Annotated in this window: 24 protein-coding genes and 1 pseudogene; 18 read left to right on the plus strand and 7 right to left on the minus strand. The window is 70.2% G+C overall.

Annotated elements, in window-relative coordinates:
• Positions 1–29: 29 nt before the first annotated feature.
• Entirely contained in the window at positions 30–680 is a 651-nt protein-coding gene (locus ABZ396_RS15910; RefSeq protein WP_358923147.1) for a thymidine kinase, read from the plus strand.
• Between the two features lie 282 nt (positions 681–962).
• On the opposite strand, the gene ABZ396_RS15915 is transcribed toward ABZ396_RS15910, so the two are convergent.
• Positions 963–2774 (minus strand): helix-turn-helix domain-containing protein, encoded by a 1812-nt coding sequence (locus tag ABZ396_RS15915; protein ID WP_358923149.1) that lies wholly within the window; start codon positions 2772–2774, stop codon positions 963–965.
• Positions 2775–2986: 212 nt separating this feature from the next.
• Between ABZ396_RS15915 and ABZ396_RS15920 the strand changes: the two genes are divergently transcribed.
• From ABZ396_RS15920 to ABZ396_RS15945, 6 genes and pseudogenes are all read left to right on the plus strand, one after another.
• Positions 2987–3781, plus strand: a complete 795-nt coding sequence (locus ABZ396_RS15920; protein ID WP_358923151.1) for an acetoin reductase — start codon at positions 2987–2989, stop codon at positions 3779–3781.
• 54 nt (positions 3782–3835) lie between these two features.
• Entirely contained in the window at positions 3836–4834 is a 999-nt protein-coding gene (locus ABZ396_RS15925; RefSeq protein WP_358923153.1) for an amidohydrolase family protein, read from the plus strand.
• 1 nt (position 4835) lies between these two features.
• Entirely contained in the window at positions 4836–5594 is a 759-nt protein-coding gene (locus ABZ396_RS15930; RefSeq protein ID WP_358923154.1) for an iron-sulfur cluster assembly protein, read from the plus strand.
• The gene (locus ABZ396_RS15935; protein WP_358923156.1) at positions 5591–6616 is read left to right on the plus strand and encodes an NAD(P)-dependent alcohol dehydrogenase; all 1026 of its coding nucleotides are present in this window, start codon (positions 5591–5593) and stop codon (positions 6614–6616) included. Before ABZ396_RS15930 ends, ABZ396_RS15935 begins: the two co-directional genes overlap by 4 nt.
• 31 nt (positions 6617–6647) lie before the next feature.
• Positions 6648–6977: a putative quinol monooxygenase gene (locus tag ABZ396_RS15940; RefSeq protein ID WP_358923158.1), complete on the plus strand. Its 330-nt coding sequence runs from the start codon at positions 6648–6650 to the stop codon at positions 6975–6977.
• A gap of 245 nt (positions 6978–7222) precedes the next feature.
• A pseudogene (locus tag ABZ396_RS15945) lies at positions 7223–7316 on the plus strand (thymidine kinase); the annotation flags it as partial.
• Between the two features lie 29 nt (positions 7317–7345).
• On the opposite strand, the gene ABZ396_RS15950 reads toward ABZ396_RS15945, so the two are convergent.
• Entirely contained in the window at positions 7346–8149 is an 804-nt protein-coding gene (locus tag ABZ396_RS15950; protein WP_358923160.1) for a VOC family protein, read from the minus strand.
• Between the two features lie 313 nt (positions 8150–8462).
• On the opposite strand from ABZ396_RS15950, the gene ABZ396_RS15955 reads away from it, so the two are divergent.
• Positions 8463–9305 carry a sulfurtransferase gene (locus ABZ396_RS15955; RefSeq protein WP_358923161.1) on the plus strand — a complete coding sequence of 281 codons (843 nt, stop codon included), beginning with the start codon at positions 8463–8465 and terminating at the stop codon, positions 9303–9305.
• A 62-nt stretch (positions 9306–9367) separates the two neighbouring features.
• On the opposite strand, the gene sepH is transcribed toward ABZ396_RS15955, so the two are convergent.
• Positions 9368–10399 carry a septation protein SepH gene (sepH, locus tag ABZ396_RS15960; RefSeq protein WP_358923163.1) on the minus strand — a complete coding sequence of 344 codons (1032 nt, stop codon included), beginning with the start codon at positions 10397–10399 and terminating at the stop codon, positions 9368–9370.
• 471 nt (positions 10400–10870) lie between these two features.
• Between sepH and ABZ396_RS15965 the strand changes: the two genes are divergently transcribed.
• Entirely contained in the window at positions 10871–11641 is a 771-nt protein-coding gene (locus tag ABZ396_RS15965) for a hypothetical protein (protein WP_358923164.1), read from the plus strand.
• Here ABZ396_RS15965 and ABZ396_RS15970 read toward each other — a convergent pair.
• Positions 11565–12884, minus strand: coding sequence for a D-arabinono-1,4-lactone oxidase (locus ABZ396_RS15970; RefSeq protein WP_358923166.1), 1320 nt, complete (start codon positions 12882–12884; stop codon positions 11565–11567). The genes ABZ396_RS15965 and ABZ396_RS15970 overlap by 77 nt on opposite strands.
• A complete protein-coding gene (locus ABZ396_RS15975) occupies positions 12844–14082 on the minus strand; it encodes an MFS transporter (RefSeq protein WP_358923168.1) in 1239 nt (412 codons plus the stop codon). The genes ABZ396_RS15970 and ABZ396_RS15975 overlap by 41 nt, the downstream gene beginning before the upstream one ends.
• 160 nt (positions 14083–14242) lie before the next feature.
• Between ABZ396_RS15975 and ABZ396_RS15980 the strand changes: the two genes are divergently transcribed.
• Together ABZ396_RS15980 and ABZ396_RS15985 are read left to right on the plus strand one after the other, a co-directional pair.
• Positions 14243–15370, plus strand: coding sequence for a ferrochelatase (locus ABZ396_RS15980; protein WP_358923169.1), 1128 nt, complete (start codon positions 14243–14245; stop codon positions 15368–15370).
• Between the two features lie 8 nt (positions 15371–15378).
• On the plus strand, positions 15379–16194 hold the full coding sequence (locus tag ABZ396_RS15985) for an inositol monophosphatase family protein (protein ID WP_358923171.1): 816 nt from the start codon (positions 15379–15381) through the stop codon (positions 16192–16194).
• Between the two features lie 180 nt (positions 16195–16374).
• Here the strand turns inward: ABZ396_RS15985 and ABZ396_RS15990 are convergent, their stop codons facing one another.
• Complete coding sequence (locus tag ABZ396_RS15990; RefSeq protein WP_181802767.1) at positions 16375–16548, minus strand: hypothetical protein; 174 nt, start codon at positions 16546–16548, stop codon at positions 16375–16377.
• A 415-nt stretch (positions 16549–16963) separates the two neighbouring features.
• On the opposite strand from ABZ396_RS15990, the gene ABZ396_RS15995 reads away from it, so the two are divergent.
• From ABZ396_RS15995 to ABZ396_RS16010, 4 genes are all read left to right on the plus strand, one after another.
• Positions 16964–17617, plus strand: a complete 654-nt coding sequence (locus ABZ396_RS15995; RefSeq protein ID WP_196943825.1) for a response regulator transcription factor — start codon at positions 16964–16966, stop codon at positions 17615–17617.
• Positions 17618–17622: 5 nt separating this feature from the next.
• Positions 17623–18927 carry a HAMP domain-containing sensor histidine kinase gene (locus tag ABZ396_RS16000; RefSeq protein WP_358923173.1) on the plus strand — a complete coding sequence of 435 codons (1305 nt, stop codon included), beginning with the start codon at positions 17623–17625 and terminating at the stop codon, positions 18925–18927.
• 401 nt (positions 18928–19328) lie between these two features.
• Positions 19329–19625, plus strand: a complete 297-nt coding sequence (locus tag ABZ396_RS16005) for a DUF4193 domain-containing protein (RefSeq protein ID WP_005481602.1) — start codon at positions 19329–19331, stop codon at positions 19623–19625.
• Positions 19626–19638: 13 nt separating this feature from the next.
• Positions 19639–20556: a hypothetical protein gene (locus tag ABZ396_RS16010; protein ID WP_358923175.1), complete on the plus strand. Its 918-nt coding sequence runs from the start codon at positions 19639–19641 to the stop codon at positions 20554–20556.
• A 69-nt stretch (positions 20557–20625) separates the two neighbouring features.
• Here ABZ396_RS16010 and ABZ396_RS16015 read toward each other — a convergent pair whose 3' ends face one another.
• Positions 20626–21087 (minus strand): DUF3093 domain-containing protein, encoded by a 462-nt coding sequence (locus ABZ396_RS16015; RefSeq protein ID WP_358923177.1) that lies wholly within the window; start codon positions 21085–21087, stop codon positions 20626–20628.
• A gap of 58 nt (positions 21088–21145) precedes the next feature.
• Between ABZ396_RS16015 and ABZ396_RS16020 the strand changes: the two genes are divergently transcribed.
• Genes ABZ396_RS16020 through ABZ396_RS16030 form a run of 3 tightly spaced genes read left to right on the plus strand, consistent with a single transcriptional unit; the run spans position 21146 to position 23050 of the window.
• Positions 21146–21730 carry a PaaI family thioesterase gene (locus tag ABZ396_RS16020; protein ID WP_358923179.1) on the plus strand — a complete coding sequence of 195 codons (585 nt, stop codon included), beginning with the start codon at positions 21146–21148 and terminating at the stop codon, positions 21728–21730.
• Positions 21727–22287, plus strand: coding sequence for a dUTP diphosphatase (dut, locus tag ABZ396_RS16025; RefSeq protein ID WP_358923181.1), 561 nt, complete (start codon positions 21727–21729; stop codon positions 22285–22287). The genes ABZ396_RS16020 and dut overlap by 4 nt, the downstream gene beginning before the upstream one ends.
• A 1-nt stretch (position 22288) precedes the next feature.
• Positions 22289–23050 (plus strand): DUF3710 domain-containing protein, encoded by a 762-nt coding sequence (locus ABZ396_RS16030; RefSeq protein ID WP_358923183.1) that lies wholly within the window; start codon positions 22289–22291, stop codon positions 23048–23050.
• The last annotated feature ends 53 nt before the right edge of the window (positions 23051–23103 follow it).

Below are 23103 nucleotides of genomic sequence, written 5' to 3' on the forward strand. Positions count from 1 at the left end.
CACCGAAACTGAAAGGTCATCAACTCCCCATGCCCGAGCTGGTCTTCTTCTCCGGAACGATGGACTGTGGGAAGTCGACACTGGCTCTACAGCGAATCCACAACCGGTCGGCGAGGGGTCTAGAGGGCGTGATCTTCACTCGCGATGACCGGGCGGGGGAGGGGAAGCTGTCTTCGCGGCTCGGTCTGGTGACGGAGGCTGTCGAGGCGGCGCCGGGGATGGACCTGTACGCCTATGTCGTGGGTCGGATGTCGCAGGGCGACAAGGTCGACTATCTGATTGTGGACGAGGCGCAGTTCCTGGCGTCGGAGCAGATCGACCAGCTGGCGCGGGTCGTGGACGACCTGGGCCTCGACGTCTTCGCCTTCGGTATCACGACCGACTTCCGGACCAGGCTCTTCCCGGGCTCGCAGCGGCTGATCGAGCTGGCGGACCGGATCGAGACCCTTCAGGTCGAGGCGATGTGCTGGTGCGGGGCGCGCGCCACGCACAATGCCCGCACGGTGGGTGGCGAGATGGTGGTGGAAGGTGAGCAGATCGTCGTCGGCGATGTGAACCGTGCCGCCGCGGAGGTCGGCTACGAGGTGCTGTGCCGACGTCACCACCGCCGCCGCATGACCAGCGCCGCGGCGCGGGCCGGCGCGCTCTCGCCGGACGTCCTGCCGGTCGACCCGGCCTGAGCCTCGAAACCCGCCTGTGACGCCGTCGGTCCGAAGCCCACCGCCGTCCGAGAAGCGATCTGCGCGTGGTCTGCGTGGCTGTTCTCGAGCCCGCCACAAGGGGGTGAGCCCGCCACAAAGGTGGACGACCTACCCGCTCACAGTGGCCTGACCTGGGAGTTCAGAACGCAGGCATGACCGCACGGGCGAGGGTGGGCGGTCGCCGCAGGCGATCCTTGACGCTCGGACGACGCTCGATCCAGTGGGTCTGACGCCCGCCACTCTGCCGCCCGCCGGCCCGTATCAGTGGCGAGCGGGAAGCGTGATGCCGTATGCCCTCATCTTGCGGTAGATCGTCGTGCGGGAGATGCCGAGCCGCTGTGCCGCCAGCAATTTGTTGCCTTCCACCTCCAGCAGCGCCTGGACCAGGGTGTCACGCTCGGATGCTTCCCAGGGGCTCAGAGACCGGCTGCCTGCGCTGTGCAGGGACGGCGGCAGGTCGCGGAGCTCGATCCGGTACGTGCGGCGGCCCGCGGCGGCCTTGCACAGGGCGTAATTCAGCTGGCGGATGTTGCCGGGCCAGTCGTGCCGGCGCAGCAGAGACAGAACCTCCGGTGCGCACTCCACGCCCGCGCCGATGCGTTGCAGCAGACAGTCGACCAGGGCCGGGACGTCCGCGAGACGGTGCCGCAGGGCGGGTACCGCCGCCGCTTCGACGAAGCAGTGCCTCAGGGGCTCTGGTACGCAGGATGCGCGGTGGAGCGTGCCCACGATCCATGTGCCCTGTGCCGCCGCGGCGTCCAGCGCCAGGGCGACGGCGGGTGCCTGCTCGGGGGCCACGGCGCCGACGTTCCGCAGGACCAGGGCGCGGCCCGGCCCTGTCGGCGCCGCGCGCAGGGCGGCCGGCAGGTCGGTCCCGGCCTCGGCGGCCCGGGGGTCCATGGCATCCACGATGACGGGCGCCGAGGCTGCCCCGGTAAGCGCGTGGGCGGCACGGATCAGCGCGGATTTCCCTGTTCCGGTCTCGCCGTGGAGCAGGAGCGGTGTCCGTTCACGGGCACAGCGCGACACCGTACGGGAGACGGTGTTCCATGCCGGGGCCGTCCCGGCCAGGCCCGGCAGCGGCCACGGCAGGTTGGCGCCCTGCTCCTCACGGGAGCGGGGGCGGGAGCCGGTACGGGGGCGGGCCTGGCCGGAGGGATGGTCCGTGAAGGCCAGCTCCAGCAGGTACCCGGCCGCGCCTGCGGAACTGTCGACCTGGCGGCACCGCATCAGCACGGTCTCTCCGCCGGTCAGCTGCACCTGTTTGCGGGTGCGCGGCGCATGTCCCAGTTCGGCGGCGGCCTCGTGCAGCAGCCGGTGGTCGTCGCCGGTGAGCCTCGCCGTGGCCGCGGGGCTGGCGAGCACGAGATCCTGGCCGAGGCAGAGCACCGGCCGGTCACCGTAGTGGGTCACCTGCTGGAACGCTTCCAGCAGGGCTCGCTGGTGCGAGCTGCTGAACTCGTACATCACGCGCTCGATGTCGCTTGCGGCTTCCTGCACCAGGGCTGCCATGAGGGTGCGCGCCGGGCCTTTCCAGCAGGTCAGGTTCATGGCTCCTTCGACCCGTCCGGTGACCGAGTTACGGATCGGGGCGGCCGCGCAGGAGACGTTCTGCAGGCGTTCGTTGAAGTGCTCGGTGCCCAGCACCACGTTGGGCCGGCGCTCCTCCAGCGCGACCCCGATGCCGTTCGTACCGACGAACTGTTCGGCGTAGTTGAAGCCGGGCGCCAGGTGGACCCGGTCCAGGTGCGCCGAGAGCCGCTTCTCCCCGACGCGGCGGTCGCGTACCCAGCCTTTTCGGTCCGTCACGATCACACAGGCGTCCGAACCCGCCAGCGCCTGTTCCAGACGGTCCAGGACCGGCGTGGCGGCACGTACCAGGCGGCTCTTCCGGTCGTAGTCCGGCTGATAGGGGACGACCACATCGTCCGTGCCGATCCCCAGGTACTTGGAACGCTGCCAGGAGTTACGGATGCCCTCGGGCACGATCGGCGCAGGCGGGTCCGCGCTTGCGAGGAACTGCAGGCGTGCTCGTGCGATGCTCCGGTCCCGCTCTGTGCTGTCACTGAACATGACGTCTCCGATGAGCGCGTTTCCTTCATGTTACGAACGCGTTTACGCCTGTCAACGGTGGTTCGCCATGGCTCTTCCGTGCGCCGTGCCCTGGTCCGGGGCGGGTCAGGCGTGTTCCACATTGAAAAACTCGACGGTACTCCTCGCCCCCACGCTGATGGTCAGCACCGCACGAAGGCTGCGGCGACTCAGCGTCGAGCACAGGAGCACCTATGACTTCCGCAGGCAACGCAACCCGTACCGCGATCGTCACCGGCGCCGCCCGCGGCATCGGCCGCAGTGTCGCGGAGCGGCTGGCCAAGGACGGGCTCGACGTGGCCGTCGCCGACCTCCCCGGCATGAGCGAGGAGCTGAGCGAGGTGGCGGCCGTCATCGAGAAGACGGGTCGCCGGGCCCTCGCCGTGCACGCCGATGTGACCAGCAAGGAGCAGACCGACGCGCTCGTCGAAGAGGTGGCGGACCGCTTCGGCAAGGTCGACGTCTACGTGGCCAACGCCGGTATCGCCAGGGTCACCCCGCTGCTGGACACCGGGACAGACGAGTTCGAGCAGGTCATGGCCGTGAACCTGCGCGGCGTCTTCCTCTCCTATCAGGCCGCGGCACGGCAGATGATCGCCCAGGGCGGCGGCGGCAAGATCATTGGTGCGGCCTCGATCGTCGCGTACCGCCCGTTCGCGCTGCTCGGTACCTACTCGGCGTCGAAGTGGGGCGTACGCGGTCTGACCCAGGCCGCGGCCATGGAGTGGGCGCAGCACGGCATCACCGTCAACGCGTACTGCCCGGGAATCGTCGGCACGGACATGTGGGACCTGATCGATGAGCGGCTGGCGGAGGCCGAGGGCCTGCAGCAGGGCATGGCGATCAAGAAGTACGCGGAGGCGATCGCGCTCGGCCGGATCGAGGAGCCCGCGGATGTCGCGTCCTTCGTCTCGTATCTGGCCTCGCCGGACTCGGACTACATGACCGGCCAGTCCGTCATGATCGACGGCGGAATCCAGTTCTCGTGAAGCGGGCCTCGAGCGCCGACTCGGTCAACCATCCATCGCGAACTGGGGAGTGAGATGTATTCCAAGGACGGCGAGAACTACTTCATCGTGGACGCGCACGTCGCGCTCTGGGACGCGCGCCCCGAGAACCAGCTCAACATCCACGGCAAGCAGTTCATCGACTGCTTCTACGACTACCACCGCAACCTGAGCCCCGAACCGGAACTGTGGCCGTACGAGGAGTACCTCTACTACGGCGGTGAGCGTCTGATGAAGGACCTTTTCGTCGAGGGGTACGTGGACCATGCCATCTTCCAGCCCGCGCGGCTGGGAGCGTTCTACCGCAACGGCTTCGGGCAGACCGAGGAATCCTTCGCGCTCGCCCGGCGGCACCCGGACAAGCTGACGTACAACCACTCCTGGGACCCCCGGTACGGGCAGAAAGGCCTCGACCAGCTGCGGCGGGACGCCGAGCGGTTCCAGCTCAAGGGCGTGAAGCTGTACACCGCCGAGTGGAAGGGCGACAGCCGCGGCTACAAGCTCGACGATCCGTGGACGTATCGCTATCTCGAGGCGTGTCAGGAACTCGGGATCAACAACATCCACATCCACAAGGGGCCGACGATCCGGCCGCTCGACCTGGACGCGTTCAATGTGGCGGACGTCGACAAAGCGGCCACGGAGTTCCCCGAGATGAACTTCGTCGTAGAGCACTGCGGCCTGCCCCGGCTGGAGGACTTCTGCTGGATCGCCACGCAGGAGCCCAATGTGCACGCGGGTCTCGCGGTCGCGATGCCCTTCATCCACAGCCGGCCGCGGTACTTCGCGCAGATCATCGGCGAACTGCTGTACTGGCTGGACGAGGACCGCATCCAGTTCTCCAGCGACTACGCGCTGTGGACGCCGCGTTGGCTGATCGAGCGGTTCGTCGACTTCCAGATTCCTGCGGACATGACCGAGTACGCGCCGATCACCCTGGCGCAGAAGAAGAAGATCCTCGGGCTGAACGCGGCTGCCATGTACGACATCGAGGTGCCTACCGGGCTGGGCGTCGTCGAACCGGTGGTGGCCTGAGATGTCCGCCGACACACGGGAACGGTCTGCTCGCGCGGCGCTGGACACGGTCTTCGATCCGGAGCTGGACGAGCCGATCACCGACCTCGGCTTCGTACGCTCCGTGACGGTGACCCCCGACGGAGCGCTCACCGTCCGTCTCAGGCTTCCCACCTCGTTCTGTTCGCCGAACTTGGCGTATCTGATGGCCTCGGACGCGAAGGACGCGTTGACGGCGCTGCCCTGGACACGGGATGTCGCGGTGCTGCTCGACGACCACCACGACTCGGACCTGATCAATCGCGGGCTGGCCGCGGACGCGGGCTACCGCGGAACGTTCGGGGCCGAGGCGGAGAAGGATCTCGAAGCGCTCCGGCTGACGTTCCGCCGCAAGGCGCATTCCGCAGCGATGGAACGGGCGCTGGCTCTCCTGCTCCGGGGATCCCCAGACCTTACCGAGGAGGACCTCCACGGCGTGGTGCTCGGCGACCTGCCCGACGCGGCGGCGTCCGGTGCGCTGCTGCGGCGACGCGCGGCGCTGGGTCTCGGGGTGGCACCGTCCGACCCGGTCCTGGTGGACGAGGAGGGACGGCGCTACCCGCCGGGGGAGATCCCGCTCCGGCTGCGCTTCGCCCGTGCGGTCCGGGTGTCGATCGACGGCAACGCGCACTTCTGCCGGGGCCTGCTCCGCACCCGGTATCCGCAGTCCGCGGCCGACCAGTCCCCGCGCGCGGGGGAGTTCCTTCACCTCACCGCTCCGCCGAAGGAGAACGTCTCGTGAGAGCAGTCCAGGTCGTGGGATACGGCCAGAACCTCAAGATGGCCGAGGTTCCGGCTCCCGAGATCACCGGCCCGTACGACGTGATCGTCAGGATCGGCGGTGCCGGCGTGTGCCGCACCGACATCCACATCCTGGAAGGGCAGTGGGCGCAGAAGTCCGGGGTGGCACTGCCCTACACGATCGGACACGAGAACGCCGGCTGGGTCCACGCCGTCGGCAGCGCCGTCACCAATGTCTCCGAGGGCGACAAGGTCATCGTGCACCCGCTGATCACCTGCGGACTGTGCCGGGCGTGCCGGGCAGGTGACGACGTGCACTGCGAGAACAACCTTTTCCCCGGTATCGATACGGCCGGCGGTTATGCCGAGTACCTGAAGACCTCCGCGCGCAGTGTCGTGCGGATCGACGACTCCCTCGAACCGGCCGATGTCGCGGCTCTCGCCGACGCGGGCCTGACGGCCTATCACGCCGCGGCCAAGGCCGCCCGGAAGCTGCGGCCGGGGGACCGCTGCGTCGTGATCGGCGCGGGCGGGCTGGGGCACATCGGCGTACAGGTACTCAAGGCCATCACTGCAGCCGAGATCGTCGTCGTCGACCGCAATCCCGACGCGGTGGCCCTGGCCGTCTCCATCGGGGCCGACCACGGTGTCGTTGCCGACGGCCTTCAGGTGGACCGGGTACGCGAACTGTTCGGTGGGCAGGGGGCGGAGGCGGTCATCGACTTCGTCGGTGAGGGCGGCTCCACCAAGGACGGCGTCGGCATGCTGCGTCAGGCGGGCGATTACCACGTGGTCGGTTACGGCGAGAACATCGACGTCCCGACCATCGACATCATCTCCGCCGAGATCAACTTCATCGGCAACCTCGTCGGCTCCTACAACGACCTGTGCGAGCTGATGGTCCTCGCCGCACAGGGCCGTGTGCGCCTGCACACCGCGAAGTACCCTCTCGATCGTTTCCAGGACGCCCTGGACGATCTCGGCAGCGGCCGGATCCGGGGCCGGGCGATCCTCACCCCATGATCCCGCCCCCAACGACAAAGGAAGTGGCCCCTTGATTTTCATCACCGTGAAGTTCCGCGTCCTTCCCGAGCACGCCGACCGCTGGCCCGAGGTGGTGGAGGAGTTCACCCGGGCGACGCGCGCCGAGCCAGGATGCCTGTGGTTCGACTGGTCCCGCAGCATCGAGGACCCGGCGGAATACGTTCTGGTGGAGGCCTTCCGGGACGACGAAGCCGGTGCGGCGCACGTGGGCTCGGCGCACTTCAAGACGGCGCAGCGGACATTGCCGCCCCACCTCGTCGCCACGCCCAGGATCGTCAATGTGAAGGTGCCCCAGGACGACTGGTCGCTTCTCGGTGAGATGACGGTCCACGAAAGCTGAAGCGGGTCGTGGAGTGACGGAGGGGGCCGAAGCCAGTGGGACGGGCTTCGGCCGCCCTTCGCATGTCCGACAGCTACGGCGTTGCCCGCGCACAGACGTCCACGACCAGCTGGAACCGGGCTCCTCCGCCAACGGCCCGACCAGCTGACGGCAGCCACCGTCGCCCCTGCCCGTCCGCCGATCGGCTCGCGGAGCAGCAGCGGGAGCAGGGGCGTAGTCGTGCAGCCGGCCGCCCACGTACGCCCTCCCGCCTCGCCCTGGTCACGGACGCCGTCGAGGCCGAGGACGGCCAGGACCTGTGCGCGTACCTTGGTCGACCAACTCTCGCAGGGCGGTCGACGATCTGACGTACCCCGGCACGACCTGACTCAGCGCGGGCTCTGGATCACCGAGAAGACGGCGCCCTCCGGGTCGGCCACCGTGGCGACCCGGCCGTGTGCGCTGTCCCGGGCCGGCTTAAGCACCTGCCCGCCCAGCGCGGCGACCTCGCGCAGGGTCGCGTCCGCGTCGGCCACCTCGAAGTACGTCAGCCAGTGCGGCCCCCGGTCCCGGGGCAGCGAGAGGCCGACCCCGTGGATGCCGGCCACCGGCCGGCCCTCGACGTGCAGGGTCACGTAGTCGAAGTCGGCGGACACCACCGGCTCCTCCGCGTAACCGAACACCGCCTTGTAGAACTTGGCGACGCTTCCGGTCTCGAAGGTGAGCAGCTCGTTCCAGGCGGGCGTGCCGGGGACACCGGTGACGGCCGTCCCGAGGCGGGCCGAGGCCTGCCAGATGCCGAACACCGCGCCCGACGGGTCGGAGCCGATGGCCATCCGCCCGGCCTCGGCCGCGTCCAGCGGGCCGACGCCCACCGTTCCGCCGCACATCCGGACCGTCTCGGCCGTCTGGTCCACGTCCTCCGAGGCGAAGTACGGCGTCCAGGCGATGGGCAGTTGGCGGTCCGGCTGCAGCTGCCCGATGCCCGCGACCTCCCGCCCGTCCAGCAGCGCCCGGACGTAGGGGCCGAGCTGCTGGGGGCCGGGCTGGAACTCCCAGCCGAACAAGGCCTCGTAGAACTCCTCGGTCGCGGTCAGGCCGTGCACCATCAGGCTCACCCAGCAGGGGGTGCCGGGCGCGCGCCGAGTGTGTGTACTGCCGTTCGGGCCGGCCGATCCCCGTTCCTCGGTCATCGTCACTCTCTCCTCGGCCCCTCGCGGTGGCCGTGTCGCTTCCGCTCTCCGGACCGGCTGTCGCCGCAGCCGTGGGCACGCCCCGTGCCGATGCTCGCACCCTCCGTGGCGCCCTGCGCCCGGCCTGCGGGGCGGCTTCGCCGCGAGGATGCCTGATCTGCCATTTCTCGCCCGTTTCCGGCCGATTGCCGCCGGGTGTCCATCAGCCATACAGCATGTGCCCGATCCCGTACGCCCCGTGATCGAGCCTGTCCGGCCGAGCAGAGTAGTCGTACCTGGACGATGGGGCCACCCCTGGCGTAAGGATGGGGCCATGGAAGCCATCATCACCGCAACCGAACTCGCCGACGACCTGAGCGGGCCGAACCCGCCCGTGCTGCTGGACGTGCGCTGGCAGCTGACCACGCAGGGCGGCCTGGCCTTCGACGGCCGGGCCGAGTACACGGCCGGGCGCCTTCCGGGCGCCGTCTACGTGGACCTGGACACGGAGCTGGCCGGGGCGCCCGGGGAGCGCGGCCGGCATCCGCTGCCCGACCTGGCCGCCTTCGGTGCGGCGATGCGCCGCGCGGGTGTGTCGGCGGACCGGCCGGTGGTCGTGTACGACGGCGGACACGGCTGGGCGGCGGCGCGCGCGTGGTGGCTGCTGCGCTGGACGGGTCACCCGGATGTGCGGGTCCTGGACGGCGGGTTGCCGTCCTGGGAGGGCGCTCTTTCGACTGACCCGGCCGAACCGGCCGAGGGCGACTTCGAACCGGCGCCCGGCGCGCTGGAGTTGCTCGACGCGGACGGAGCGGCCGCGCTGGCCCGCGCGGGTGTGCTGCTCGACGCCCGTGCGGGGGAGCGGTACCGGGGTGAGGTGGAGCCGATCGACCGGGTGGGCGGACATATCCCGGGCGCCGTGTCCGCGCCGACCACCGAGAACGTGGGCCCGGACGGCCGTTTCCTGTCCGCCGGGGAGCTGAGTGACCGTTTCAAGGCCCTGGGCGCCTCCCAGGCGGCCCCGGTGGGCGTCTACTGCGGCTCGGGCGTCTCGGCCGCCCACGAGGTGCTGGCGCTGGCTGTGGCGGGCATCCCGGCGGCGCTGTACGTGGGTTCGTGGTCGGAGTGGTCCGCCGACCCGTCCCGTCCGGTGGCGGTCGGACCCGACCCGCAGTAAGGGCAGCAGAAAGAGGGGGCACGCGCGCGTGCCCCCTCTTCGTACGGTCGTACGACCTGTTCCTACTCCTGCTTCTTGCGCCGCGTCCCGAAGACGATCTCGTCCCAGCTCGGCACGGCGGCCCGGCGGCCGGGGCGGACGCCGTCGGCCTCGGCCTGGCGGTCGGTGGCGCCGATCAGCCGGTCGCGGTGGCTGCCGACGGAGCGGGGCATGAGGACGTCCGCGTAGGCGGAGCCGGCCGACGCCGCCGGGGCCGGGGGCTCCTCCGCCGCCGGTTCCGGGGCGGGCTCCTCCGGGACCTCCGCGGGGCGCTCCGGGACCACCATGTCGCCCCGGAAGCTCGGTACCGCCTCCAGCAGGCTGGTCAGCGAGTCCCGCTCACTGGTCGTCTCGTCGACCGGCTCGGACGACTGCGCGGGCAGGCTCGGCCGGTCCCGGTCGCCGGAACGGTCCATCGGGCGGTCTCGCGGCAGCCGTGCGATCCGGGGTACGAACGGAAAGCTGGGCTCCGGTACGGCGAGGTCGTCGGACTCGCCGATCAGCGAGCGAGCCTCGTCGTCGACGGCCTGGACGAGCCGCCGGGGCGGGTCGTAGGTCCAGCTCGCCGAGTGTGGTTCGCCCGCGACCCGGTAGACGAGGAGGACCTCCCAGGTGCCGTCGTCGCGCCGCCAGGAGTCCCACTGCACGGTGTCCTTCTCGGCGCCGCGCAACACCAGCCGCTCCTGGACGGCCTCGCCGAGCAGCGGCCCGGAGTTCTCGCCGGGCCGGCGGACCGGCGTCTTTCGGGCTCGCTCGGCCATGAAGGCGCGCTCGGCCAGTACCGGACCCTCGAAGCGCCGCACCCGGTCGACGGGGATCCCGGCGAGCTGGGCGACCTCTTCCGCGGTCGCGCCCGCGCGTATCCGCGCCTGGATGTCTCGGGGCCGGAGATGGCTCTCGACCTCGATCTCGATCTGGCCGAGCCGGGGCCGGTCGCCGCGCACGGCGGCACGGAGCCGTTCGTCGATCGGAAGCGTGTACTCCGTAGAGTCGGCAGCCTTGAGCACCAGCCGTGTGCCGTCATTGGAGACGGCCACGACACGCAGTTCGGGCATGGGGACCTCCCGGGTGGTGCCTGCCGACGTCACGTGCGTCGCTGCTTCCGCTAGTCGAGTGTGGCCTGCCCGGGTGCAGCCTGCCACAACCTTGCCGAGTTGCCCGGCGTGTCGGGCACGGGCCCTGGAACGCCGTTATGGCACGGTTACCTATTCGCAACGCTAAGTGACCAACTCCGTCACCCTGTGCAACGGGCCCCCTCCCGGCAGTCCTGCAAGGCTCCGGACGCCCTGGCGGGAGACCGGACCCAGGGCTCGCAACAGTACTCCATTCGGGCCACGTGCGTGGATTGGCGCGCCGCCCAACTTCTGGCAACGACCGTTCTCCGTCCACCGGTTGCCCACTTCAGCCGATCTTGAACGTGGCGTATTTCACGCAATCCACAGAAACGGAACCAATGGTTTCGCTCGTACGTCCCTTTCTTATGCAGTCGATCGAACAAGTGCGGGAACGGTAGGCAAGGTTCGGGAATGCGTGAAAGGCCCGGTTCTGGTGACGAGACCAGTGTGGGGGAGGAGGTGAAGGGAAGTTCGAAGCGTATCGACCTCAGCGTGCCCCAGATCGCCGGCAGTGCGATGGCCGCGGTGGTGGCCGCCAAACTCGCGTCCTATTTCGGGGTGTACGGCACGATCCTCGGCGCCGGAGTGGTCAGTGTGATCGCCAGCTGTGGCGGCACGGTGTTCCAGCACTTCTTCAAGCGCACGGGAGAACAGCTCCGCGACGCCACGGTGACCACCCGGCCCCGTGAGCAGGCTCCGCCGGCGCCCGGCGAGTTCACCGAGGGCACCGTCTACCGCGCCCGGGTGAAGACCTGGCGCCGCCCGGTGTTCGTGGCGGCCGTGGTGTTCGCGGTGACCATGGCCGGCATCACTACCTACGAACTGGTCTCCGGCAACAGCTTCACCGGCGACTCCGGTACGACGGTCAGCGGCGCCGTCACCGGCGGCACCACGTCCTCGAAGTCGTGGGACCCCTCGGCCCCGTCGGGCTCTCCCGACCCGAAGTCCGATGTCGGTACGGCCACTTCGCCGGCCCCGTCGCCGTCGTCCTCCTCGGACGCGTCACGGACGCCCGCGAGCGACGGGGCCATCACATCGGCGCCGCCCGCGAGCGAGTCCGCGAGCGGGCAGCCGAGTACGGCCCCCACGCCCACCGAGTCCTCGGCTACTGCCCCAGAACCCTCCGCAAGTAGTCGTTCTGGAACAGCCGGTCCGGGTCGAGCCGGTCCCGCAGCGCCGTGAACTCGCCGAAGCGCGGGTAGGCCGCGGCGAAGTAGTCCGCGTCCCGGGTGTGCACCTTGCCCCAGTGCGGACGGCCCTCGTGTGCGACGAAGATGCGTTCGGCGGCCGTGAAGTACGCCTGGTACGGCGTGCCCCGGACCATGTGCACGGCGATGTAGGCACTGTCCCGGGCGGAGGCGGTGGACAGGGCGATGTCGTCGGCGGGGGCGGTGCGGACCTCGACCGGGTAGCTGACCCTGAGGTCCGAACGCTCGACCATCGCCTTGATCTCCCGCAGCGTGTCCGGCAGGGCCTCGCGCGGGACGGCGTACTCCATCTCGACGAACCGCACCCGGCGGGTCGAGGTGAAGACCTTGTAAGGGATGTCGGTGTACGTCCGTGTGGACCAGGCCCGGGTGGAGATCTGGGCGATGGCCGGAATGGCCGCGGGCGCCGCGCGGCCGACCCAGTTGGCCATCTGCCAGAGCCCGTTGGCGACGAACTCGTCCTCGAACCAGCTCGCGAGCGGCTTCACGGGCTGCGCCGGGCCCGCGCTGCGGTTGTTGCGCTTGGTGTTGGTGGACGCGGTGTGCGGGAACCAGTAGAACTCGAAGTGCTCGTTCTCGGCCCAGTGCTGGTCGAACTCGGCCAGCACCCGGTCGAAGGGCATCGGTTCCTCGCGGGCCGTGAGCAGGAAGACCGGTTCGACGGCGAAGGTGATCGCGGTGACGATCCCGAGGGCACCGAGGCCGATCCGCGCGGCCGCGAAGAGCTTGGGGTTCTCCTGCTCGGAGCAGGTGAGCACCGAGCCGTCGGCGGTGACCAGTTCGAGCGCCTTGATCTGGGCGGCGAGTGAGGCGGACTCGCGGCCGGTGCCATGGGTGCCGGTGCTGGTGGCCCCGGAGACCGTCTGCTCCATGATGTCGCCCATGTTGGTCAGCGACAGACCCTCGCGGGCCAGGGCCACATTGAGTCTCTTGAGCGGGGTGCCGGCCTCGACCGTGACGGTCATGGCTTTACGGTCGATGTCGCGGATGCCGGTCAACAGTTGAGGGCGGATCGAGACACCGTCGGTCGCGGCGATCGTGGTGAAGGAGTGGCCGCTGCCGACCGCCTTCACCTTCAGACCGTCCTCCGCAGCCTGCCGTACGGCCGCCGCCAGTTCCTCCGTGGAGGCGGGTGTGACCTCCCGCGCGGGGCGGACGGTGACATTCCCTCCCCAGTTACGCCACGTGCCGCTCTTCCCGCTCGCTGTACTGCTCAACGGTGCCTCCCCGACCCGTGACCGGCCTGTTGAGCCGGTGGTACCCGAGGAAACCGACCACGACCGCGACGGCCCCGGCCACGGCCGGAACCCCGTACCCGGCACGGGCGCCGGCCGCGTCGATCACCCAGCCGGCGACCGAGGAGCCGAGCGCCACCCCGACCGCGAGGCCGGTGCTCACCCAGGTCATGCCCTCGGTGAGCTTCGCGCGAGGTACGTGCTTCTCGATGAGGGACATCGTCGTGATCATCGTCGGTGCGATGGACAGGCCCGCAACGAACAGCGCCACGGCCAGAAGCGGCAAGTTTCCGACCAGTAGGAGGGGGATCATACTCACGGCCATCGCACATATGCCCAGCAGCCATCTGCGTTCCGGCTTCCCCGCGAAGCGCAACAGACCGAAGACGACCCCGGCCAGGCAGGAGCCCGCCGCGTACAGGGCCAGGACCACGCTCGCAGCGGCCTTATGGCCGCGTTCGTCGGCGAAGGCGACGGTGACCACGTCGACCGCCCCGAAGATCGCTCCCGTGGCCACGAAGGTTGCCACCAGTACCTGGAGGCCTGGCGCGTGCAGCGCCGAACCGCGGCCGTCATGCCCGCGCGGGTGCGGGGCGGGCTCGGTGGCGTGCTGGGCGGTCAGCCAGAAGACGCCGGCGGCCAGGAAGCAGGCGGCGAGCAGCGGCCCCGCCTCCGGGAACCAGGCCGTGGACAGGCCGATGGAGATGATCGGCCCGAAGATGAAGCAGACCTCGTCGACGACGGACTCGAACGAGTAGGCGGTGTGCAGCCGGGGGGTGCCCCGGTAGAGGGCGGCCCAGCGGGCCCGGATCATCGCGCCCAGGCTCGGCACCGCGCCGATCCCGGCGGCACAGACGAACAGCACCCAGTCGGGCCACCGGTAGTGCGCGGCGCACAGCAGTCCGGCCGCCGCGGCCAGCGCGAGCAGCGTCGCGGGACGCAGCACCCGTCGCTGGCCGTGCCGGTCGACCAGCCGGGAGACCTGCGGGCCGAGGGCGGCGGCGGAGAGCGCGATGGTGGCCGAGAGCGCGCCCGCGAGGCCGTACCGCCCCGTGAGCTGGGAGATCATCGTGACCACGCCGATGCCCATCATGGACAGCGGCATCCGGCCGAGGAAGCCCGCGGCCGAGAAGCCCTTGGTGCCGGGTTCGGCGAACAGGGCGCGATAGGGGCTGGGCACGGGGGTTCTCCGACGGCTGGGTAAGGCGTGACTGCGGTTGATACAGCTTACGAGTGAGGGCCCCCTGATGCACCCGCTCGGCACTGGGGATAAACCTCCCGAATCCGACTCTTCACGCGCCTGTTTCCGGCCCGTCAGCGCCGGGTGGCAGGATCGGCTCATGTCAGACGCGCTCGATGCCACCCCCTACGACGCCCTGCTCCTGCTCTCCTTCGGCGGCCCGGAAGGCCCGGACGACGTGGTCCCGTTCCTGGAGAACGTGACGCGCGGGCGCGGTATCCCGAAGGAACGCCTCAAGGAGGTCGGGCAGCACTACTTCCTGTTCGGCGGGGTCAGCCCGATCAACGACCAGAACCGCGCCCTGCTGGACGCCCTGCGCAAGGACTTCGCCGAGCACGGCCTGGACCTGCCTATCTACTGGGGCAACCGCAACTGGGCGCCGTATCTGACGGACACCCTCCGCGACATGGTCGCCGACGGCCGCCGCCGCATCCTGGTGCTCGCCACCAGCGCCTACGCCTCCTACTCGGGCTGCCGCCAGTACCGCGAGAACCTCGCCGACTCGCTGGCCGCGCTGGAGGCCGAGGGCCTCGAACTCCCGAAGATCGAGAAGCTGCGGCACTACTTCAACCACCCCGGCTTCCTCGACCCGATGATCGACGGGGTCCTCGAGTCCCTCACCGACCTGCCCGAGGACGTCCGTACGGGCGCCCACATCGCCTTCACCACCCACTCCATCCCGACCGCGAGCGCCGACACCTCAGGCCCGGTCGAGACGCACGGCGAGGGCGGCGCGTACGTCGAGGAGCACCTGGACGTGGCCCAGCTGATCGCCGACGCGGTCCGCGAGCGCACCGGTGTCGACCACCCCTGGCGGCTCGTCTACCAGTCCCGCTCCGGCGTCCCGCACATCCCCTGGCTGGAGCCCGACATCTGCGACCACCTGGAGGCGCTGCACGAAGCCGGCGTCCCGGCCGTCGTCATGGCCCCCATCGGCTTCGTCTCCGACCACATGGAGGTCCTCTACGACCTCGACACGGAGGCCAAGGCCAAGGCCGAGGAACTGGGACTGCCGGTACGGCGGTCCGCGACCGTCGGGGACGACCCCCGGTTCGCCGCCGCCGTCCGCGACCTGGTCCTGGAGCGCGCGGCCGTGGCGAGCGGGCGGGAGGCCACGCCGTGCGCGCTGGGCACGCTGGGCGCGAGCCACAACCTCTGCCCGGTCGGCTGCTGCCCGTCCCGCGCCCCCCGTCCGGCCGCCGCCGGCGCCGACAGCCCGTACGCGTGAGGAGCCCCGTGACCGACGCCCTGCACACCGACCTGCTCGAGCTCGCCCGGGAGGCGGCCGCCCGCGCGGGCGAGCTGCTGCGGGACGGCCGCCCGGCCGACCTCGCCGTCGCCCGGACCAAGTCCAGCCCGATCGACGTCGTGACCGAGATGGACATCGCAGCGGAGAAGTTGATCACCGACCTGATCTCCGCACGCCGCCCCGACGACGGCTTCCTCGGCGAGGAGGGCGCGTCGACGGAGGGCACCAGCGGGATCCGCTGGGTGATCGACCCCCTCGACGGCACGGTCAACTACCTGTACGGGCTGCCGACCTGGGCGGTCTCCATCGCGGCCGAGCGGGACGGCGAGACCGTGGCCGGCGTCGTGGCGGCCCCGATGCGCGGCGAGACGTACCACGCGGTGCGCGGCGGCGGGGCCTGGGCGACCGGGGCGTGGGAGGGCGAGCTGCGGCTGACCTGCCGTCCTGCAGCGCCGCTGGAGCAGGCGCTGGTGTCGACCGGCTTCAACTACGTGACGGAGGTCCGCACCCACCAGGCAGAGGTCGCCGCCCGGCTGATCCCGCTGCTCCGCGACATCCGCCGCAGCGGCTCGGCGGCGATCGACCTGTGCGACCTGGCCTGCGGCCGGCTGGACGGGTACTACGAGCGCGGGCTGAACGCCTGGGACTGGGGCGCGGGGGACCTGATCGCGAGAGAGGCCGGCGCGTTGACCGGCGGCCGCCCCGGAGAACGTCTGTCGCGCGACCTGACGATCGCGGGCACTCCGGGCGTCTTCGAGCCGCTTCAGCAACTGCTGGAGGACTTCGGAGCCTGGCACGACTGAGCCCGAACGCCTGGGTCGGGGGCACGGCACCGCCGAATACGCCGTGACGGCTGAGCACCGTTGCGGCGGGTGGCAAATCGAACGTCGTTGCGGTGGGTGGTGAGCAGACATGAGCGGGGCCCCGGCGCTGGATTCGCCGGGGCCCCGCTCTCGTGCCGGTGAGCTGCTGCTGCGGGACTGTCAGACGCTGGTCGCGCCGACCTCCACACCGTGTTCGGCGGCGAGGCGGCGCAGGTCGTCGAGCTCGGCCTGTTCCACTTCGACAAGGAAGTCGTCGCCCTCGTCACGAGCCCGTGTGAGGTCGGACTCGGTCGCCTTTATGCGCTGCAGAAGTCCTGCGGTGAATGCGTCCATGCTGCGCCCCCTCGTCCTGGGTCGTGGGTCGGTGGCACGGGGGTGTGCCGTTGAAGGGGCGATCACGTCTCTCGCGGGTGCCCAGCGCTGCCCTGCTGGGCGGCGACGGTGCCGGACACCCCCATCGTCCACTCTGCTGTAGCGGCGACGTACGTACCGCATGGTGCTGCGGCACATGCAGAGCGTGATCGCGGGGTGTACATGCCGTCCTCCCCCCGCTCCCCTCCGTGGAAACCTCAACCGGAAGAGAAAATCTCCCATTCCCGCCCGGCCGCCCCGATCCGGCCCTCCTCGTCCCCGTCTTACTGCCGACTTATGGCCGAAAAGGGCAGGATGGAGGTCACACACCCCAGGAGCCCCCTGCCCTCGTGCGCCTGTGCGCGCTACGCGGGTGGACAGAGGAAGGACAAGCGACGTGCGCGTACTCGTCGTCGAGGACGAGCAACTGCTCGCCGATGCGGTGGCCACCGGACTGCGCCGGGAGGCCATGGCCGTCGACGTCGTGTACGACGGTGCGGCCGCTCTGGAGCGCATCGGCGTCAACGACTACGACGTGGTCGTCCTCGACCGCGACCTCCCCCTCGTGCACGGCGACGACGTCTGCCGCAAGATCGTCGAGCTCGGCATGCCCACGCGCGTGCTGATGCTCACCGCGTCCGGCGACGTCAGCGACCGTGTGGAGGGCCTGGAGATCGGCGCCGACGACTACCTCCCCAAGCCCTTCGCGTTCAGTGAGCTCATCGCGCGCGTCCGCGCCCTCGGCCGCCGTACCAGCGTGCCGCTGCCCCCCGTCCTGGAGCGCGCCGGCATCAAACTCGACCCGAACCGCCGCGAGGTCTTCCGCGACGGCAAGGAGGTCCAGCTCGCGCCGAAGGAGTTCGCCGTCCTGGAGGTGCTGATGCGCAGCGAGGGGGCGGTGGTCAGCGCCGAGCAGCTCCTTGAGAAGGCCTGGGACGAGAACACGGACCCGTTCACCAACGTCGTGCGGGTGACGGTGATGACGCTGCGCCGCAAGCTGGGCGAGCCCGCCGTGATCGTCACCGTCCCCGGCTCGGGCTACCGGATCTGATGACCGTGGCCACCACTCCCGCACCTGCGCAGGCGCCCCCCAAGCCCACCTGGGACCCCCGGAGACCACAGCCGGTCTTCCCGTGGCTGCGCCCGACCATCCGCATACGGCTCACGCTGCTGTACGGCGGCATGTTCCTGATCGCCGGCATCCTGCTGCTCTCGATCATCTACCTGCTCGCCGCGCAGGCGATCAGCACCGGCAACCAGCCGCTGTTCAAGATCATCGGCGGTTCGGACATCAAGATCTCCAGCGACAACTGTCCGGCGATCACCGGCACGACCAGCCTGCAGATCTCGGACTTCAACGCCGCGATCGCCCAGTGCGTGGACCATCAGCGCCAGGCGGCCCTGGACGACCTGCTCAGCCGCTCGCTGCTGGCCCTGCTGGGCCTGGCCGTGATCGCCTTCGCGTTCGGTTACGCGATGGCCGGCCGGGTGCTGTCCCCGCTCGGACGGATCACCCGTACCGCTCGCGCGGTGGCCGGCTCGGACCTGTCCCGCCGGATCGAGCTGGACGGCCCGGACGACGAGCTGAAGGAGCTCGCGGACACCTTCGACGACATGCTGGAGCGGCTGCAGCGGGCCTTCACCGCCCAGCAGCGCTTCGTCGGCAACGCCTCCCATGAGCTGCGCACGCCGTTGGCGATCAACCGCACGCTCCTGGAGGTGCACCTCTCGGATCCGAACGCGCCCGTGGAACTGCAGCAGCTCGGCAAGACCCTGCTGGCCACCAACGAACGCAGCGAGCAGCTCGTGGAGGGCCTGCTGCTGCTGGCCCGCAGCGACAACCAGATCGTCGAGCGCAAACCGGTCGACCTGGCTGAGGTGGCCACCCAGGCCGTCGACCAGGTACACGCCGAGGCGGAGGCCAAGGGCGTGACCATCCGGGGCGTGCGGAAGCCTGCGGTGGTGCAGGGCAACGGCGTGCTGCTGGAGCGGATCGCGCTGAACCTGGTGCAGAACGCGGTGCGCTACAACGTGCCCAATGAGGAGGTGCAGCGCGAAGCGCTTCCCAACAAGGGTGGTGGCGGGCGACGGGAGGGCGGCTGGGTCGAGGTCGACACCGAGATCCAGCACGGCCAGGCGGTACTGTCCGTCGCGAACACCGGCCCGGTCGTGCCGGCCTATGAGATCGACAACCTGTTCGAGCCCTTCAGACGGCTCCGTACCGAGCGCACCGGCAGCGACAAGGGCGTCGGCCTCGGCCTGTCCATCGTCCGGTCCGTGGCCCGGGCGCACGGCGGCCACATCGCGGCCCAACCCCGCGAGGGCGGTGGGCTCGTCATGAGGGTCACCCTGCCCGTCTGAAGCCGTTACAAGATCACGACACACGCGAGGGATGTTCGCTTTGCGCGGAATTTCTTATCGGCGTGTCGCGCTACCCCGTGTGTGATCGATCACAAGCGCGTATTTCTGGCCATATACTCTCAGTGATCATGGCTGGGGGAATAAAGCCGGGAAAATCCCTGTTTTCAGGGGTCTTGATCACGGGAAGTACAGGGTGAGGCGCCTTTGAGGTGTCTCGTGAGGACCGTGTACGGTCCCCATCGCCATTCAACCCGATCACTCTCGAGGGATCCGGTTGGGTGTCGATTGAGTAACAGACCTTGATGTGAGGCAAAATCTCCGCCTCGGGTCGGGCACAAGTCCGGCCTCTCACGCGTTACGTGCGCTGGAGACACCGCAGACACCCAGAGGGGGAGAGCGACATGGCAACCGATTACGACACTCCACGCAAGACCGACGATGACGTCGACTCGGACAGCCTTGAAGAGCTGAAGGCTCGGAGGAACGACAAGTCCACGTCCGCTGTGGACGTGGACGAGTTCGAGGCCGCCGAAGGCCTGGAGCTGCCCGGCGCGGACCTCTCGAACGAGGAGCTGGCCGTCCGGGTGCTGCCCAAGCAGCAGGACGAGTTCACCTGCATGAGCTGCTTCCTGGTGCACCACCGCAGCCAGCTGGCCCGGGAGAAGAACGGTCAGCCGATCTGCCGCGACTGCGACTGAGGAGGGGTCGGGCATGACTGGCTCGACCCCACCTCGGAAGCGCCGCTTCTCTCGCAAGGGAGCGGACTCGGGGCCGTCCGACGGCCCGCACGCGCGTGACGACGGGCGAGGCTCATCCGATCCGGGAGCCTCGCTCGAACCGGCGGCCGACCGGGGTGACCTCCCGGCGCCGGCGGACCAGCCCGCGCCCGTCGCACGGCGACGGGCCGGGGCCATCCGTGACAAGGCCGTGGACCTGGCCCGGGAAGGCGCCCGCAAGGGCGGCAGCCGGGCCAAAGCGGGGCTGGCCCACCTCGCGGACCGGATCATCGAGATCGCCCCTCGTGTCCCCGTACGCGACCTCGCGACCCTGCGTCGGCACTTCCCGGGCCTCGGGCCCGAGCAGCTCGCCGACAAACTGGTGGCGGGCGCGGCGGGCGCGACCTCGGCGGTCGGTGCCGGGATCGGCGCGGCGGCGATGCTGCCGGTGCCGCCGGCGATGCCCACCGAGCTGGCCGCGGAGATCACCGGGGTCGCGGCGATCGAGCTGAAGCTGATCGCCGAGCTCCACGAGGTGTACGGCGCGCGGCCGCCGGGGAACCTGAAGGCCCGCAGCACCGCGTATCTGTCCTCCTGGTCGGGGGAGCGCGGGATCGACGTGATGAGGCCGTCGACGGTCAACAACGCCCTCGGCGGGCAGATGAAGCGCGAGCTGCGCCAGCAGATCACGAAGCGGGTGGTGCGGGATCTGCCCAACCTGATGCCGTTCATGGTGGGCGCCGCCGTGGGCGCGGTCATGAACCGCCGGGACACCAAGAGGCTCGCGGCGCGGATCCGGGCGGACCTGAGAAAGATCCAGGTGCCGTGGGAGGAACTGTCGCAGCTGCCCCCGCTGGAGAAACCGGCGGAGCCACTGCCCATCGCGGAGCTGCCGGAGGACTTCGGGGGCTGACGGCCGGTCGGCGGCGCTCAGGCTTCGAGGTGCGGAAACCTGCGCCGCCCGCACCCGCGGGGGAGAGGCCTACTGGGCCTTCTTGGCCGCCTCGATCGCCGCCGCCAGAGCCTCCGGCTCCCGTGTCGACAGGTACAGGTACGGCGTCGGGTCCTCCGGGTCCGTGACCTCCACGCGCAGGGCCCTGGGGATGTAGGCGCGCAGCAGGAGGAAGGCGCGGACGTCGGCCTTGTACGTGCGCCAGGCGCGCGCCTCCTCCGGGTCCAGGATCTCCGACGCCCCCAGGGCCGACACCGGGATCTTCGCCTCGCCCGCGATCAGTGAGTCGCCCACCACCCGGATGCGCGGGGAGCCGTACGAACTGGCCACCACCGCTGCCGCCGCCGTGCCGCCCACCAGGCCGCCCAGCGTCGGCAGGGTGCCGAAGGGCAACAGGACCAGGGCGCAGGAGACGCCGATCAGGAAGCTGAGGAACCACCACGACCGGGGGGCCGTCAGGCGTTCTTCGTAGGGGGTGGCGGAGAGCTGCATGGAGCCAAGCTTGGCACGGTGTCCGGATTCACTGGACGCGCGGGTAAGGTCTGCGGCTGTGAGTGGTAGTTCCGCAGCTCTTCAGCCTCCCGCCAGTGCCCGCGAACCGGTGCGGCACCCCGACGCTCCCGCGCCCGGTGAGCTCATCGGCGCCCACTACGAACAGTGTTTCGGATGCGGCCACGAGCAGTCGCACGGGCTGCATCTGGAGGTACGGGCCGGCGAGGGGGTCTCCCTCACCGCCGAGTTCACCGTGCGGGCCGCCCACCAGGGCGCCCCGGGCCTCGCGCACGGCGGTGTCCTCGCCACCGCTCTCGACGAGACGCTCGGCTCGCTGAACTGGCTGCTGCGGAAGATCGCCGTCACCGGACGGCTGGAGACCGACTTCGTACGGCCGGTGCCCGTGGGCACCATGCTCCACCTGACGGCCGAGGTCGTCGCCGTGGCCGGCCGGAAGATCTACTCGACCGCCACCGGGCGAGTGGACGGCCCCGACGGACCCGTCGCCGTCCGCGCCGACGCCCTCTTCGTCGAGGTCCCGGTCGAGCACTTCGTGGACAACGGCCGCGAGGACGAGATCCGGGCCGCCATGAACGACCCGGTCCGGATCCGGCGCGCCCGCGCCTTCGAGGTGAACCCGTGAACCCCGCATCCGTCAGCCCTCTCGACGTCCTCATCCGCCGTGTCGACCAGGGCGTACCGATTCCTGCGTACGAGCACCCCGGTGACGCGGGGGCCGATCTGCGTACCACCGAGGCGTGCGAGCTGAAGCCCGGGGATCGGGCCGTCCTGCCCACGGGGGTGTCGATCGCCCTCCCGGATGGGTACGCGGCCTTCGTACACCCTCGTTCGGGGCTCGCCGCCCGGTGCGGTGTGGCCCTCGTGAATGCCCCGGGGACGATTGATGCCGGGTACCGTGGGGAGATCAAGGTGATCGTGGTGAATCTCGACCCGCGCGAGTCCGTGCGGTTCGAGCGCTTCGACCGGATTGCCCAACTGGTCGTCCAGCAGGTCGAGAGGGTCCGCTTCCAGGAGGTGGCGGAGCTCCCCGACTCGGCGCGGGCCGAAGGGGGCTTCGGGTCCACCGGCGGGCATGCCGCGGTGGGCGATGTGAGCGGCGCAAGCGGTCAGGCCGCCGAGGGCGGTCGGACGGGTGGGAATCGATACGCTTCGGTCGTATCCGACCGGGAAGGACAGTGACGTGTTCGGACGTCGCAAGAAGAAGGGTGCCGCCGAGGACGCGGCCGGCGAGGCCGAGCAGGTCGTCGACAGCGTCGACACCGAGGCGGACGAGGAAGAGGGCGGGCGCGAGCGCGTACGCCTGGAGCCGGAGCCCCGGCCCGACGGGCCGTGGGACGCCACCGAGGTGCGGGATCCGGGCGAGGGCCGGGTGGACCTCGGCGGTCTGTTCGTGCCCGGCGTCGACGGCATGGAGTTGCGGGTCGAGGTCGCCGGTGACGCGATCGTCGCGGCGACGGTGGTGCTCAAGGACAGCGCCGTGCAGTTGCAGGCCTTCGCCGCGCCCAAGCGCGAGGGCATCTGGGGTGAGGTGCGTGAGGAGATCGGCTCCGGCATCACCCAGCAGGGTGGCATCGTCGACGAGGTCGAGGGACCGCTGGGCTGGGAGCTGCGTGCCCAGGTGCCGGTGCAACTGCCGGACGGCACGGGCGGCTTCCAGGTGGTGCGGTTCGTCGGTGTGGACGGTCCGCGCTGGTTCCTGCGCGGTGTGATCTCCGGGCAGGGCGCGGTGCAGCCGCAGGCCGCCGGGCTCCTGGAGCAGATCTTCCGGGACACCGTCGTGGTCCGCGGCGAGGGCCCGATGGCGCCCCGTGACCCGATCGTCCTCAAGCTGCCGAACGACGCCCAGATGGTCCCCGAGGGTGTCCAGCAGGAGGAGGGCTCGCGCTTCTCCGGCGGCATGGGCCAGCTCCAGCGCGGACCGGAGATCACCGAGGTCCGCTGACAGCACGGGAAGCGACAAGGGCCGTACCCCCTGGGGTGCGGCCCTTTCACATG

The organism is Streptomyces sp. NPDC005866, from assembly GCF_040629895.1.
GTDB lineage: Bacteria > Actinomycetota > Actinomycetes > Streptomycetales > Streptomycetaceae > Streptomyces.